The organism is Methanobrevibacter sp. (assembly GCF_045644645.1).
Lineage (GTDB): Archaea > Methanobacteriota > Methanobacteria > Methanobacteriales > Methanobacteriaceae > Methanocatella.
Genome location: NZ_JAZRHE010000126.1, coordinates 1 through 16560, shown reverse-complemented (window position 1 = coordinate 16560; position 16560 = coordinate 1). Strand labels below are relative to the sequence as shown.

The following is a 16560-nucleotide window of genomic DNA, read 5'->3' as shown; positions in this document are numbered from 1 at the left end:
TTTTAAGTTAATTACTGTATTAAGCGGGGACTTGAATATCAGTCAGTCGGGCAAGATCCATATGAACAAATGGAGTCGGAAGAATATAACCTTACGATTTTTGTCCTAATTTATATTAATCTCTTGAAATTTTATTTTTTTCAAAATCAAAAACCTTTTTCCATATGGAAACACTCATTTTACTATACTCATGATAGTTGTTCATATATCAAACTGATGAATTTCATGAACTTTTTAAAGCCAAAGCCAGAATAAATCAGAAAATATTAATTAAGATTATTGAGAAACACTTACTCATATAAAACTGTATAAAGATGATATGATGGGGAAAAGAAAATTTTTAATTTTGTGCCTGCTACTAGTTTTATTGTCAATTGCCGGCGTTGGCGCAAGCGATGCTGATAATATTACTGTTCAGGCAAGTACTGACACGTCCAATGGAGACATTGTCAGCGATGTAGCTGTTCATGCAGGCAATGACACATTAGATGATGTTGTTGGCGCGGATGAAGAGGACGGCCAAAATAAATTGGCTGTTAGTGATGATGAAAATACGGTACTCGGTCTTGCATTTAAAGATTTGCAAAAGTTAGTTGATGATACTCCAGAAGGAGGCGAATTATCCTTAGATTATGATTATTATGTAGCTAGCGGAGGACATGCCATTCACATTTCAAAAAGCATAACAATCAATGGTAATAATCATTACTTAGATGCTTGTAAAGATGGACGTATAATTATTATAGAGGCAGATGGAAAATCAGTTGTTTTTAAAAATATTAAATTTGTAAATGGTCTGACTGGAGTGGATCATGGTAATGGTGGAGCCATAAGGAATGATTATGCTAGAACAGTATTAACTTTTGAAAATTGCACATTTGAAAATAATAAAGCGAATGCTGGTTGGGCAGAATTAATATATGTATATGATCATGGTGGTGCCATATATTGTATGGGAAACTGTAATATTTTCAATTGTTCATTCAATAATAATAATGCAAATGGAGGGGGTGCTGCCATATATTGTGAAGGAAAGTGTAATATTAAAAGTTCCTCATTCAATGGACATCTTGCACAATACGGTGGCGCCATATATTGTAAAGAGGAACTCACAATTGTGAATTCTACATTTGGGAATAATGAAATAACATCTATGGTATCATATGGCGGTGCCATTTATTGTGAAGGAAACTGTAATATTTTCAATTCTTCATTCAAGGAAAATAAGGCCAAAACTGATGGCGGTGCCATTTATTGTGAAGGAAACTGCAATATTTTCAATTCTACATTTGAAAAAAATAATGCAGGGAATGACTTGGTTAGAAATTTTGGTGGTGCAATTCGCTCAAAAGGATTGGTTAGTGTTGACCAGTGCACCTTTAAGAGTAATTATGCCGTAAATCAGGGTGGAGCAATATATGCTGATAGGGAAATAAAAATAAAAAATAGCTGTTTCGATGATAATTCTGCAAAGATGGCTGGTGCAGTATATGCTGACACTATTAATGAAGAAGTTTCCAACTCTGTATTCACCAACAATGGAGCGAGTTCAGGTGACGGCGGCGCGATTTATATTAACAGCAAATGTGATCCCAAATTCCAGTATTGCACATTTGAAAATAATCATGCAGATGGTAAGGGTGGAGCAATATATGCAAAAACTATTAATCGAGGAGGGGTTCGCTATTCAGTGTTAATTAATAATAACGCTCACTATGGTGGAGCAATTTACATTGAAAATGATTGTCTTCCTGAATTCGATAATTGCAGATTCGAAAGAAATAATGCAGCTTGTGGTGGTGCAATTTATGTGGATTCCTCAAGTGCTCAGTTGAGCGCATCTTATTGTACATTCGTTGACAATCATGCAGCTACTGGCCAGATCATATATAATAGTGGTTCTTATCTTTTAATTGACCCTTGCTGGTTTGGAACAAATAATCCTCATTTTAAAAATCAATTAACAGAACATCATTCTTTTAGTGGAGATGATGATAGTTATGTTCCTCAAAATTATTTGAAAATTGGCATAAAAATATTAGAAGAGGGAGCTCATTATTTTATTGGAAATAATTATGAAGTAACTGTTTATTTCTATGATTACTATGCAAAAAACTACGTCTTTTTGCACTCCCCTGTACACTTCTATGGAAATGCAAACTTTACCAATTTGAAAGATAATAATATGACTGCAGATGTACTTATTACTAAAGAAAATACAATAATTGTTGGAGAGCTTGACCATCAAAATGTAACTTTAAATCTCACAGCAAGCAATAAACCTCCAAGTTATATTACTATTAAAAGTTTTAGTATTAAGAATGGCAATGGAATACGTGGTTTGTGTGCGATTATTCCCCTTCCTGATCCCATTGATTCTCCATATTATGTTATTATGAATGGTGAAGGTGACATTGTTCGACGGGGCGACATATATTATTTTGAAGATGAATTTTATTTCTTGGCGGATTTTTTGCCTGTTGGTTCCTATTCCGTAACAGTTATTAATCCCGAAGCAAGCTGGTATCTTGCAAGTAACGAAACCAGACCATTTAAGATAATAGGAAATGTTTCTGCCAATATTACCGCAGATAATGTAGTTTACGGAAACGCAACAACAATCACTCTAAAAGCAGACTATGACGGTTTATATAATGTGAGCATCAATGATTTGGTAATTGAGATGGAAGTCACCAATGGAAGCTGCACTAAACAGGTCAAGCTGAACGCAGGAGAATACAAGACTCATACAATATTCGCTACATCTGAGGATTATGTGGAATTGTCTTGTAGTGAAGCATCATTTAATGTTTCTAAGGCAACACCCTTGTTTAATTTGAATGTGAGTTCCAATGAGTTTTCCTATGGGGATGTAGTTTTAGTTTCCCACATATTGCCATCTGATGCAACAGGAAACATCTCATATTCATTGAATAAGAAAAAGTACGCTAACTTATCAGTTAACGACAGCTTAAAATTATTAGATGCAGGTTCATATCTGATTGATGCAACATACTCAGGTGACACCAATTATTACCATGCAGATGATTCCATAACAATTAAAATTAATCCCGCAAAAAACAAAGCCACCGTTAGTGCGACTAACGTTACTTATGGTGAAGACACAGTAATTTCCATTTCTGCCGATGTTGATGGTGTTTACGCTGTTGATGTAAATGGAACAATCTATAATGTCACTGTAAATAATGGTGTTGGAAATAGGGCCATCGCATTGAATGCAGGTTCATATTACGCTAATGCAACATTCAACAATAAAAACTACAACACCACTTACAAAAATGCTGTTTTCAGTGTTTATAAAGCGGATGTTGAGTTGAACATTACTGTCTTGGATGAGGTTTATCCTCAGGATGTTGAGGGTGTTGTCCATGCAAGCAGAGATGGCAAGTATAATTTAACAATTGGTGATTACAAAGAGGTTATTGTTGTTAAGGATGGCGTATGTTACTTTAACATAGGTACATTGGATGCTGGATCTTATGAAGCCATTGTTTCCCTTAATGATGACAATTATAATCCGGTTTCAAACAGGACAAAATTTGTTGTGAACGCTTCAGGAACATTGTTTGAAATTGAAGTTAACGTCAGCGAAATTACTTATGGCGAAAGTGTAACCGTAACCCACACAATAAATGATGGTGCAACAGGCAACATCACCTATTTATTGGGTGACGGTACTTTACTTGGTGTGCTGCCTGTAGGCAAAAATTTAACCCTGCATGTCCTGCCTGCAGGATCTTATGTGATTACTGCTGATTATTCAGGAGATGGGGACTTTATTCCTGCCAGCGACATTGCATTTTTCACAATCAATAAAGCAACAAACAATATTGTAATCACTGCAGACAATGTTACTTATGGAGAAAGCACAATTATTGAAGTTTCTGCTGATGTTGATGGTGTTTATGCTGTTGATGTCAATGGAACAGTCTATAATATTACCGTCGGCAATGGTGTTGGAAACAAGTCTATTTCTTTGAATGCGGGTTCATACTATGCTAATACTTCATTCAATGATGATAATTATGTGCCAAAGATTAGGAATGCAGTATTTAATGTTAATAAGGCGTTAAATAATGTTGTAGTCACTGCTGACAATGTCACTTACGGGGAAAACATAACAATTAATGTTTCTGCTGATGTTGATGGTGTTTATCCAGTGGACATTAATGGAACAGTCTATAATATCACAGTCAATAACGGCATTGGAAACAATTCCATTGCTTTGAATGCGGGTTCATACTGTGCCAACGCAACATTCAACAACAAAAACTACAATAGCATTTCTAAAAATGCTGTTTTCAGTGTTGATAAAGCTGACACTATGCTCTCTGTTTATGTACCTACCACTGTTTATCTTCAGGATGTTGTTGGTGTCGTTTATTCTAGTGTTGATGGCGAGTATAATGTAACTATTGGGGATTATTCAACTACAGTAATCGTTGAAAACGTTTTCGGTGAGTTCAATGCAGGCATCTTGAATGCAGGAGAATATATCCTCACTGCCACATACTCTGGTGATTTGAATCATAAATCCAATTCCACAACAGCCAGCGTCTATATTACAAAATTCGTTCCAAACGTCACTTTAAATGTTTCAGATGTTGATTGTGGTGAAGCCGCAGTCATAACCGTAACCAGCGACATTTACGGATCAGTAAATGTCACAGTCGACAATATGAGCGTGATACTTGACCTAGACGGCACAACAAAACACTTATTGGCCGCTACATTGAATGCTGCTTCAGACTCCGAATATAAAGCTACCCTGCAGTTAGATAACCTAAATTCAGGCACATACCCAGTAACTGCCGTTTATATCGGTGACGACAACATCGAAAGCATCTTCTTATCCAGCGAATTCAAAGTCAACACCCTAAATGCCACCATAAATACTGATGCAAGCGACATTAATATAGGTGATGATGAAACAATCACAGTAACACTGCCGGACGATGCAACAGGAACAGTCACCATTACTGTTGACAGCAAAAACTACACAGCAACTGTTGAAAACGGAACTGCAAGCATAACCATACCTGACCTGACCGCAGGCGAAAAAACTGCTGAAATCTATTACTCAGGAGATGGAAAATACAACCCTGCAGAAGCTACAGCAACATTCACAGTCAACAAAATCAAAGCAGACATGACCATCAATGCAAATGCTGATTCAGACGGCACCACAACCATTATCGTCACACTCCCTGACGATGCAACCGGAACCGTCACTGTCACTGTTGACGGCAAGAGCTACACAGCGGCTGTTGAAAACGGGAAAGCCACCTTCAATATTCCAGGATTGGCTCCAGGCAAATACGAAATTACCGCCAATTACTCAGGAGACGATAAATACGATCCAATACATGGTAAATCCGATGTTGTTGTGAAGGATAAAGGCACAAAACACGAAAACAAAACAGCAGACAATGCTACACCAAATAAAAAAGTAATTAAAACAACAGATAAAGAAATGCTTAAAGCAACCGGTAATCCAATATTTGCATTATTACTAACATTAATGACAATTGGAATTACCACCATAAGAAGATTCTAGCAAACGAATCTTCTTTATTTTATTTTTTAAACATTACTTCCCAATGTAACAATGACCTAGCAGGAACACAAAAAGTGACAATCAAATTCGCAGGTGACAGATGCTATCAGAAAACAAGCATAACAAAAATCATCAAAGATAACAGTACCAACCATTGCATATAAGGTAACTGACAGAAACAAGGAAGTACTGCAACTCTATAATCTGCATCAGAAAATCCGGTTTACGGCGCTAAAATCACCATAGCAATCAACGGAAAAAACATACGTTTGCAACAACAGATAACAACGAATTGCAACATCCACCATTGACATAAACAATTTGGGCATATTCAGTGTTGTCGCAAAATTCGCCGACAGCAGGTTCTACTCCACAACTACCACAACATCAAAAATAATCATTTATTAAGAGACATGCCAAGTCTCTTAACCTTTATTTTTTTCCAGGTTATTTTTCACATGTCCTGTAAATGTATATGAATTGCTTCAAATAAATATCATATTAATAGTTTAATTAGTGATAACATGAAATTCAAATTTGTTTTGATAGCTGGTTTAATCTTGGCTATTATGATGACTGGTGCGGCCAGTGCAACTGACACTCTTTGTGAAGAAATCGCATCTGAGGACAGTGATGCTTTGGAAATTGGACAAACAAATATTTATGCTGCTACCGAAACAGGTTCTTTCAATGACCTGGAAAAGGATATTAATGGTTCAGGGAATGTTCTGGATGTTGAAATGGATTACAAATTCAACAATGGAACAGACAACAGTGCCGGAATTTTAATTAGTAGGGATAATTTCATCCTTAACGGTAATGGCCGTACAATTGATGGAAATAACCAGTCAAGAATATTCAACATTACCGGGAACAACGTTACTTTAAACAATTTAATCTTAATCAACGGTAATGCTGATAAAGGCGGAGCAATATATTCTACTGGAACATTGAAGTTAAACAATGTTACTTTCATCAACAACTATGCAACCAAAGAAGGTGGGGCAATAGGACTCTACGGCAATGCCTCCCTTGACTGTGATAATTCCAGATTTACTGATAATTATGCTGAAGTGGCTTCATCAATATATGTTGAAAAATATTGTATGTTAAATCTTTACAATTCCAATTTGAGTTCAAAAATATTCAATAAGTATTCTCAAATTGCGGCTTTTTTTAGTTCCACAGTTTATGTAGAGAATGTCACTTTCATTAACAGTACCTCTTCCTATGCTCCAGCAGTCTATCTTGAACAGTCTGTATTTTCAATAATTAATTCTCGATTTATTAATTTAAAAGCCAATATTACTGCAGGTGCAATAGGTGCCAAATCTAATACTACGTTACAAGTTAAAAATTGTGAATTCATAAACACCTCCTCCTCTAAAAATGGAGGTGCCATTTATGCCGCTTTTGGGAGTGAACACTCGGGAGGTAATATGGCAATAATTGATACTGTATTTAGGGATACATCTTCTGGATTTGGTGGAGCAGTACTTCAACTGGCAGGATATTTATTGCTAAACAATTCAGAGTTCATGAACACTCATGCAACTTATAACGGAGGATCAGTTTATATTTCAAGGGGATTATGTGAAATCTTTAATTGTGCTTTTGATTCAAACGCTGTTGAATTGATTGAAGGTTATCCGACTTATGGCGGTGCAATATATGGTGATTCTTTGACGGAGTTAAATATATATGACTCTAAATTTTTCAATAACCAAGCAGGTGCCGGCAGTGCAATCAGTCTATATGATGCACAAGTATACCAAATTAAGGATTCATTATTTGAAAACAATACAAACCCTATTTACACGTTTTTTGACAGGGAATCTAATATAGACAAAAGCAATGTTTTTATTAACAATGATAATATCTCAACCAACAACACCTACTTTAAAACAATAGTGGTTGGAGAGGGTCTACAGTTAACATTGCTCAACAACACAATTAATGTTACAAACATTCCATCTAGATTTGATTTGCGTGACTGGGGATGGGTTTCACCAGTTAGAAATCAAGGATGGGGAGATACATGCTGGACATTTGGAATGATAGGTGCTTTAGAATCTGCATTGTTAAAAGCTGCAGGCATCACAACTGACCTTTCAGAAATCAACATGCAAAATACCATGTCAATGTATTCAATTTATGGCGATTTAGCCACAGATGCCGGGGGACCCAATACGGTTTCTTCAAGTTATTTATTGAGTTGGCTTGGAGCGTTTAGTGAGGATGAGGACCCATATGATGAAATGGGCAAAATTTCACCAATAATCATAACAGAACAGAATATCCATGTTCAGGATGTAATGTTCATACCTAACAATGAAGTCCCTAACGGCACGCAACTTAAATTGGCAATCATGAAATACGGTTCTCTAGATGTGAATTATTTTTCATCCACACGTGGAAGCATTTATTTCAATGAGGACACATATGCGCAATATCTTGATAGAGATATGACTCCAGATCACGAAGTCACCATTGTGGGATGGGATGATAATTTCCCAAAAGAAAAGTTTTTAGTCACCCCACCCGGCGATGGTGCATGGATTGTGAAAAACAGCTGGGGATCTGAATGGTGTGATAATGGTTATCTCTATCTCTCATATTATGATAAATCATTCTTGCCAAATATTCATAATGCTTTGGAGGGTTATGCTGTTGCAATAATAATTGAGAATACAGAACCATACAATAAAAACTATCAATATAATATGGACTGGAGAGGTGATTTTTTACCAAGTAACGGAACTGCAAGTTATATGAATGTGTTTGAAGCAATAGATGATGATTTGATTGCTGCTGTTGGAACCTATTTCAATCAGAGTGATGTTGATTATACTGTTGAGATTTTTGTAAATGATGAATTAAAATTAACTCAAACAGGTGTATCACCCTATCTCGGTTACCACACAATCAAATTAAATGATTACATACCTATTAAAAAAGGGGATATATTCAAAGCAAAAATAACTTCAAATACTATTCCAGCAATAGAAATTAGCCTTGTGAGAGTGCATTATAGGGAAAATCTTTCATTTATATCTGAGGATGGTGTAAATTGGAAAGATGCATATAATGAAGAGATGATATCTATTTTGAAAGTATATACTGTTGCCGATGACAGACACAATACAACTTTAATTGCTCCCGATAGGACTATTGGCGTTAATGATGCAATCTACGGCTATGATTATCAGTTCATCCTCAAGGATGAAAATGGAACTGCACTGGCAAATAAGGAAGTGAAGGTTTCATTCAACGGCAAAACCCAGACCGTGACAACTGATGAAAATGGACAGGCAACAGCAACACTAAAAGCCAACGCTGAAGGAAACTACAATGTCGAAATGACCTTTGAAGGAGACAATGACTATCGCGAAACAAACCAGAATGCAACAATCACATTGAAAAAACAAAAAACCGGCATTTACGCTCAAAGCAAGGAAACTAATAGCAAAGAAATGTCAAACGGATACACATATACTGCAATCCTAAAAGACAACAACGGAAAACCAATAGAAAACAGGGAAATACTGTTCATATTCGATGGAAAAGAGCAAACTGCAAAAACCGACAAAAACGGAAAGGCGACAGTAACACTTAAAACATCAAAAACAGGACTGCAGACAATAACAATCAAATTCAAAGGAGATAACGCATATCAGGAAACATCCACTACAAAAACAATAACAATCAAATCCAATATTGTAAAAGATAACAGCACAAAACACGAAAACAAAACAGTAGACAATACTATACCAGCTGCCAAAGAAACACTTAAAACAACAGGTAACCCAATATTCGCGTTACTATTGATGTTGATGACAATTGGAATTGCCACCATAAGAAGATTCTAACATGAATCTTCTTTATTTTATTTTTTTAATGTGAAATTACCCATTATTTTACTTCAATTTTTTAATCATTTCTTTCCACCATTATTATTGCAGCACCACTTAACTATCTTGATACTTTTTGATTTCTGATGCTGTTTCGCTGCATGGAAAACTTCAGATATTCATGCTTCTTTTCGCCACCATGTATTTCTTTTGTCAGGTACATATGCAAAATCAAAATTTCACCATTCTTATTGTTTAAAACAGGACTCCCCCGTTCAAAACAACTAATTTTATATATCATCTTCAACATAATATAACAGGAATGTACAAAAAGTTGGAATGATGATATTTATGTGGGAAAAAATTAACCAAAAATTCAGAAAGTACCCTGCCCGTATGAGAGTCGCTGAAAAAATGATTGAACTTGGACTGTCCTTGAATGAAGATGGCAAAATCTACTGTGGCAATCTGAAAATAAGCGACAAGGCACTTGCTACCGCAGCAGACGTTGACAGAAGAGTGATAAAATCAACCATTTCCATTATCAGGGAAGACGAAGAATTGTACAATCTTTTCAGCAATATAATCCCTGCCGGAACCCTGCTTAAAAACATTGCAAAAAACCTGGAACTAGGCGTTGTGGAAATAGAAGTCGGATCTGAAAGCGAAGGCATACTGGCTGCAACAACAAATTTAATATCAAAAAATGGAATTGGCATAAGGCAAGCCTACGCCGAAGATACTGAGCTTCAAAAAACTCCATCATTAACCATAATTACTGAAAAACCAGTAAGTGGTGACTTAATAAACGAATTCTTAAAAATAAAAGGAATAACAAGAGTGTCAATTTATTGATTTTCCAAACTCTCTAAATGGGCCATCCTTGCTTTTTCCATTTCCCTATCTTCTTCTTCAAGAACTTCCAAAAGTTCTTCCCAAGCTTCTAAAGATTCTTTAGCAGCTTCTTCACTTAATTTTTCAATTGCATAACCTGCATGGATTAGAACATAATCCCCAATTTCTACATCAGGCAATAAATCCATTTTGGCTTTTTGCCTTGCTCCGCCAAAGTCGGCGAACAACATATTTTCCTCTCTATCTATCTCAACAATTTGAGCCGGAGCTGCAATACACATTTTTCCCTCTCCAAAATAATAATATATAAAATAATTAATACATAGTATTATATAAAATTATCTAAATCGGTGTTTTTATGAAGAATATTGTTATTGGATCAGGGCCTGCCGGAAGATTAGCTTCCCTGCAGCTTGGAAAACTTGATGAAGAAGTTATTTTAATTGAAAAAAATCATATAGCAGGAACCTGTTTAAACGAAGGATGCATGGTCATTTGCGCATTGACCGACATTACAAAATTCATTGACTCAAACAATAGGTTCAACAATCACGGTTTCATCAAAAGTCAGCTTGACATTTCCTATAAAAAGATAGTTGAAAAGATTATCGAAACACAGGAAAAGCTTAGAGAACTGAATCAGATGGAAAATGAACTTGTTGGAAACACCATCATCTATGGAGAAGCCAGCATTGAAGGCGATTCAGTTAAAGTGAATAATGAAAGTTATAATTACGATAATCTGTTAATTGCAACCGGAGCACGCCCATTCATTCCGGATGTCAAGGGAAGCGAATATGGCCTTACAAACAAGGACATCCTAAAAATCGATGATGTTCCTGAAAAGTTGAATATTATCGGAGGAGGGATAATCGCCTGTGAAATAGCTAATATCTACTCCACTCTTGGAAGTGAAGTTAACGTCATTGCAAGAAGCAAATTCCTAAAAGAAATCGGAGAGAATGCAAAAAAATATGTTTTAAAACATATCCTTCAGGACATCAGCATCTATGAAGATACCGAAGTGAGTGAAATTTCAAAAGATCGGGTAATCACAGACAAGAATGAAGAACTGGAAGGAACTCCATTTTTTGCGACCGGAAGAACACCTAACAGTGAAATTGCCGAAGGCTTCGTTGAACTGAATCAAGATAAAACAATTAAAGTCAATGAAATGATGCAGACAAACCGCAGCAATGTATATGCTGCAGGGGATGTCACCGGAGGATGGCAGCTTACTCCAGTAGCAAGAATGGAAGGCATCACAGCTGCAAGAAATATGGCCGGCTACCCAAATAAGGTAAGCTACAGCTGCATTCCTCAAACGTTAAGCCTGAACATGGAAGTCAGTTTTGTTGAAGATGAAAACAGCACATGCAACGATGAGGACAAATCAACAATCGGAATACCTGGAATTGCAGGACCCCACTCCTTTTGGAACATATTGACTGGAGATACAGGATACACTGAAGTGGAATTCGATGCAAAAAACAATAAAATCAACAGAATCAATGAAATATCCCCATCATCCCCAAGTGACGTTGCATATCTGTCCTACTTGATGAGAGAGGGTTATAATCTGGATGACTACGGAGACTTTTTGGAAGTTCATCCGTCTACAGATTCAAATTATAAAATAATAAAGAATATGTGGTTATGACCTTGCCACTATTTCACTTCTTTTAGCATCTTATCCGCTAAAACATCACTTGCTTCGAGGCATAGCTTGGCATATTTTGAAGTGTTTTCGCTTAAGGAGTCATAATTTTCAAATGCATATTGAACGCTGCTAACTGTATCGGCCACCGAGGATTCCACAATAGCTCCCTTAAATACTCCTGCCATGTTCTGATATCTTCCCCATTTGACATGGGTTAAGGCGACGATTGGAGTATTGCTTGTTAAGGCTTCCTGAATTGATACCCCATCATCAGTCAATACGGCCAAATCGGCAAACTTGAATAGATGGTTTACCCAATCCACATATCCCGCATAGATAATATCTCTTTTGTTTATTTCATCCAAATATTCATCCTCCAAAGGAAGACCTATCAGGACCAGATTGTATTCATCCGTAAAATCCGCCACCTTGCAGACCCCGTCAATCATGCCTTTGAAAATTGATGAACCTGAAGAGAACACTATGGTTTTTTTATTTTCATCAAAATCTGAATATTCCTTTAATTTCAAAAGACCGGATTCGGCATCGCCTTTGGACATGTCATCAGATAACGGATAGAAAGATTTATCGGTGTTTTTGGGAAGCACATCCCATTTAAACTTATCCAAGTCTGGCAATATGAAGCATTCGTTTAATTTAGGGCATACCTTTGAATCCAAAGGTGTTGAAATTAATGAAAATGCTTTTCTGAAAGCAAACTTTGCACCCAACGATCCGACAATTGCTCCTCCGCCCAAAACGCCTATAACAAAATCAGCATCGATTTTTCTGATTAAGCTTCTGGCCTTGAAAGTTGCGGTGACCAATTTCAAAGCGCCCTTTACGGCGGATGCCTGGGTGGCTGCATGGCCGCCGGCCTGTGGAATGGATATCTTATGCCATGAGTATCCGTGCTTCTTGAATAGGATTCCCGGTGCGGATTCATCCAAGGCAATCTCGCACTGCACTCCTCTTTTTTCAAGTGCATTTATTACATTCAGGGCGATTGATGCGTCTCCACCCAATCCCCTGCCGGTGACAACCAATAATGCTTTCATTAAAGTTTACCTCCTCAATCTTGAGGGTTGTTTTTCTCTTGGAACATATCTGCCCCTTTGCCTTGCATAAGGATTATATAACAATCTTCTAAAGCCCAATATTATCAGCCAAGGATTTTCAACTGAGTATTGCTTGTCCTTAAGGATGAGTTTCCTGAGCAAATCTCCTAGACCCCCTCCGGTCAGAACGTCCATGAAATAATCGCCGAACACCGGATTGACCAATCCCATGCGTTGGCTAAAGAATATCCTTAATGTATTGCGTCTTACGAATGCTATCAATGCAACGGTAATTATTGAGAATAAAAGCAACCACCAGAATCCCCCTATTAAAAAGAATGCTATGCCCAGTGCAACACCGAAAGTGTGGTTTCCAACTTCCCCCAACATGATTTTTCCCATGAAATCAAGAGGGCAGTAACCCAGACAGACTGATAGGATTAGTAATGGTGTGTAGATGGCCAATAGCTCTCCTGTCGGTGGGGAACTGACTATCAGCATGACAAGAACTGTCAATATTGACATGATAATAGTTACAATACAGGTTGACCCCGGTTGCATGTCTGAGATGTTGAGCGGTTGAACCAGAAAGGCAATGAGGATGGAAGAAAAGCCCAGGCCTTCCAGGATTCCTACAACCATTACAAATATGATTCCGATTCCCCTTGAAAGCTGGCCCCATTCGATACCCAATGGAACACATTTCCTTCTTCCCATAATATCGTCAATGAAAGCAAAGATTCCTATTATCAGTACTAGATTATTGAATTTAGGCAGCAGGTAAAATGATATGATTATAAACGGGACCAGACCAATGGCCCTAGGAATTCCCCCACGGACATTGGGATACAGATTGCCCATATAACCCCTTTTCCCAAAGAAACTGAAAATAATATTCAGAATTACAGTTCCTACTGCAGATAGGATAAAAACAAACAACAATGCACTAATTATCGACGAATACATCATAAATATCAACTAGTATCTCAAAAATTAATTTATAATATGATTTAATTCTTCATTCTATATAAATTTTATAACTGGCTTGAAAAATCAGCCGATTTCATACCTTAAAATGGCAGCCATTCCACCCAAGCTTTCCAATTGTTTGCCGCCTTCATGTTCGCTGCTGATTACCAGCACTTCCCCTTTCATGTTTTCAACCATGTCCATCAGATTGCCCATGTTTTCACCGGCCACTTCGGTGTCCAGGATTAAGAGTTGACTGACCGCACCCAAATTGATTGCATCGGTGGTTTCCTTTAATCCATAAGCGATTTTAGATGAATTCCTGCCTATTTCTGAAAGGAGATTGTCAATGGCCCTCATTTCCAGGGCCACCCTATTTTCGGAAGTCAGCTTTTCAACAGTGCCCTTTTTTAGAACTTCACTTATTCCGACCCTCCCACCAGAACCAGTGCTTTCAATAACTGCGATTTTGGCCAGGCCCTTATGTTTTTCCTTGATGTAGTCATAAAAATCATTTTTCACAAAGCCCGGTCCTGCAATGATAATGTTTTGAATGTCATCGAATTTTTCGATTGATTCTATGACTTTTTCATAGAATTGGACAATGTTCTTCTGCCTGTTTTTATCAAGGACCCTTTTGCCAGAAACATTTCCCCTGATTGGTCCGTAATATTCTATGCCGAATTGTCTCATTAAGCCAAGAGTTGCGGTATCATCTTCCAGAACCACTATCAATGCGGACAGTTTTTTAGAAGCGTCGATGGCTTGGTTGAGTCTTTTGATTGCCCACTTTGGCCATCTTTCCTTTTTGATGGTGATCGGCGTGTTGAGTTTGACTTCTAGAGTGTGGTGGGAACCCAATGGTATTAAGTCTTCGGGACCCCCCGTAATGACACCGGTCAATCTTAATTTTCCCGTAAACAGATGAAAACTGATGTTTTCAATATCCAAACCTAAATAAAAAGTCTTTTTAACTCCCCGATCGCTTCTTAGTTTGTCGCCGGTATTGTCCTGTATGCGGCGTGTTGTCTTGGAGGAGGCATTGTCTCCAACTTCGACAATATGGGATAAATGCCATAAATCATCCAACGTCTGCGGAACCACTTCAATTATCCCTTCCTTTGTATTTTGGTTTACTATTTTCATATTTACACAATCTAATTTTGTCAATAATAATTATATATATAGCTTATAATTTAAAGTTATTAATGATTGAAATGAATGTTGGAATAATTGGTGGTAGTAACGGTTTGGGAAAAACACTAGTTTACTATTTGAGAGACGATTTTGATGTGTTTATAAGTGGAAGGGATCACAAAAAAGGCATGGATGTTGCCGGTAAAGCTGATGTAGATTATATCGAGTCAAATGAAGAATTGGCAAATATCAGCGACATATTAATAATTTCCGTTCCGATACAATCCACCGAAGACGTCATTCGTGAAGTGGCGCCATTTATGAAAGAAGGAAGCCTTATGATTGATGTGACCTCCGTTAAGGAGGGTCCTTCCAGAACAATGGCCGAGGTGCTGGGCGATGATGTGGAATATATTCCGACCCACCCCATCTTCGGTCCGAGGACCACAAGGCTGGACAATCAGGTCATCGTGCTCACACCAGACAGGAAGGGCGAGTGGTATGACAGGGTCTACAACTATCTGGATAGCAAGAACATGAGGATAATCGAAACCACCGCCGAAAAACATGATTATATGATGAGCATTGTCCAGGTCTTAACCCATTTCTCATTTATCTCAACCGCTTCAGCAATTGAAAAACTGAAAGTGGACATATCCGAAACCGAAGATTATGAAAGTCCGATTTATAATCTGATGATTGATTTGATTGCACGTATTGTTGCTCAAAACCCCTACCTAACATATAACATACAGTCAATGAACAACAACGGCCCCCACATCAGGAATACATTCGCAGATGCTGTGCTTGAGCTAAGGGACGTCATCAACAGCGGGGATGACGAGGCATTTGTTGAAATAGCCAATAAATCAACAAAGCATATGGGCGACATTAAAAACGCATTGGGTAGAAGTGATAAGGCAATCAGCGCTTTAAGTTACGAATACACTTATTTGAATGAACAGTTAGGTCAGGAAGTTGGCCTTAAACATATCTATTCAGGGAAAATCCATGTCGGAATCCTTGAAAGCATTGATGGCAAGACCGCCGTACTGAAAGACGGGAATAAAACCAAAAAGCTCCGTATAGCAAACATCCGGATTTTGCTTCCGGGAGAACTTTACCACTGGAAACTGGAGAATTTGAATAAAAAAACCGAATCCATCAGCTGCGTATTTCCAAAGAATGTCCATGTTGAAACAATAGAGAATACCGTCATGAACATTGCGAATCTCATTGACATCAAATTGACTGACGGATATACCGGCCCTCAAATCGATGACAAGTTTATAAGCCTGACCTTCGAAGTGACAGCATTATACAAGGAAGATATTGAAAAGGTCAGAGAACTGTTCACAGGATTCGGCGGAATTATCAGATGACTTGTTTTAAATGATACGAACAAATGTTAAAGTGTCATAAAGTAATTAAATTTTCAATTCAAATATAACT

At 37.4% G+C, this 16560-nt stretch carries 9 protein-coding genes; 5 read left to right on the top strand and 4 right to left on the bottom strand.

Features of this window, described 5'->3' with window-relative positions:
* Positions 1-322: 322 nt before the first annotated feature.
* The 3 genes from ACKI4K_RS07090 (at position 323) to ACKI4K_RS07080 (ending at position 10284) form a co-directional block, all read left to right on the top strand.
* On the top strand, positions 323-5578 hold the full coding sequence (locus ACKI4K_RS07090) for an Ig-like domain repeat protein (protein WP_407423646.1): 5256 nt from the start codon (positions 323-325) through the stop codon (positions 5576-5578).
* Positions 5579-6102: 524 nt separating this feature from the next.
* A complete protein-coding gene (locus tag ACKI4K_RS07085; RefSeq protein ID WP_407423644.1) occupies positions 6103-9447 on the top strand; it encodes a C1 family peptidase in 3345 nt (1114 codons plus the stop codon).
* A gap of 321 nt (positions 9448-9768) precedes the next feature.
* Positions 9769-10284: an amino acid-binding protein gene (locus ACKI4K_RS07080; protein ID WP_407423642.1), complete on the top strand. Its 516-nt coding sequence runs from the start codon at positions 9769-9771 to the stop codon at positions 10282-10284.
* Here the strand turns inward: ACKI4K_RS07080 and ACKI4K_RS07075 are convergent.
* A complete protein-coding gene (locus tag ACKI4K_RS07075) occupies positions 10278-10565 on the bottom strand; it encodes a HypC/HybG/HupF family hydrogenase formation chaperone (protein WP_407423640.1) in 288 nt (95 codons plus the stop codon). The two genes, ACKI4K_RS07080 and ACKI4K_RS07075, sit on opposite strands and share 7 nt — an antisense overlap.
* A 77-nt stretch (positions 10566-10642) precedes the next feature.
* Between ACKI4K_RS07075 and ACKI4K_RS07070 the strand changes: the two genes are divergently transcribed.
* Positions 10643-11944 (top strand): FAD-dependent oxidoreductase, encoded by a 1302-nt coding sequence (locus ACKI4K_RS07070; RefSeq protein WP_407423638.1) that lies wholly within the window; start codon positions 10643-10645, stop codon positions 11942-11944.
* An 8-nt stretch (positions 11945-11952) separates the two neighbouring features.
* Here ACKI4K_RS07070 and ACKI4K_RS07065 read toward each other — a convergent pair whose 3' ends face one another.
* The 3 genes from ACKI4K_RS07065 to ACKI4K_RS07055 all read right to left on the bottom strand — a co-directional run bounded on the left by ACKI4K_RS07065 (position 11953) and on the right by ACKI4K_RS07055 (position 15117).
* On the bottom strand, positions 11953-13002 hold the full coding sequence (locus ACKI4K_RS07065; protein WP_407423636.1) for a glycosyltransferase: 1050 nt from the start codon (positions 13000-13002) through the stop codon (positions 11953-11955).
* A gap of 6 nt (positions 13003-13008) precedes the next feature.
* Positions 13009-13971 (bottom strand): cell wall biosynthesis protein, encoded by a 963-nt coding sequence (locus tag ACKI4K_RS07060; protein WP_407423634.1) that lies wholly within the window; start codon positions 13969-13971, stop codon positions 13009-13011.
* 84 nt (positions 13972-14055) lie between these two features.
* Positions 14056-15117: an mRNA surveillance protein pelota gene (locus ACKI4K_RS07055; RefSeq protein ID WP_407423632.1), complete on the bottom strand. Its 1062-nt coding sequence runs from the start codon at positions 15115-15117 to the stop codon at positions 14056-14058.
* A gap of 62 nt (positions 15118-15179) precedes the next feature.
* On the opposite strand from ACKI4K_RS07055, the gene ACKI4K_RS07050 reads away from it, so the two are divergent.
* Positions 15180-16490, top strand: coding sequence for a prephenate dehydrogenase (locus ACKI4K_RS07050; RefSeq protein ID WP_407423630.1), 1311 nt, complete (start codon positions 15180-15182; stop codon positions 16488-16490).
* Positions 16491-16560 lie beyond the last annotated feature (70 nt).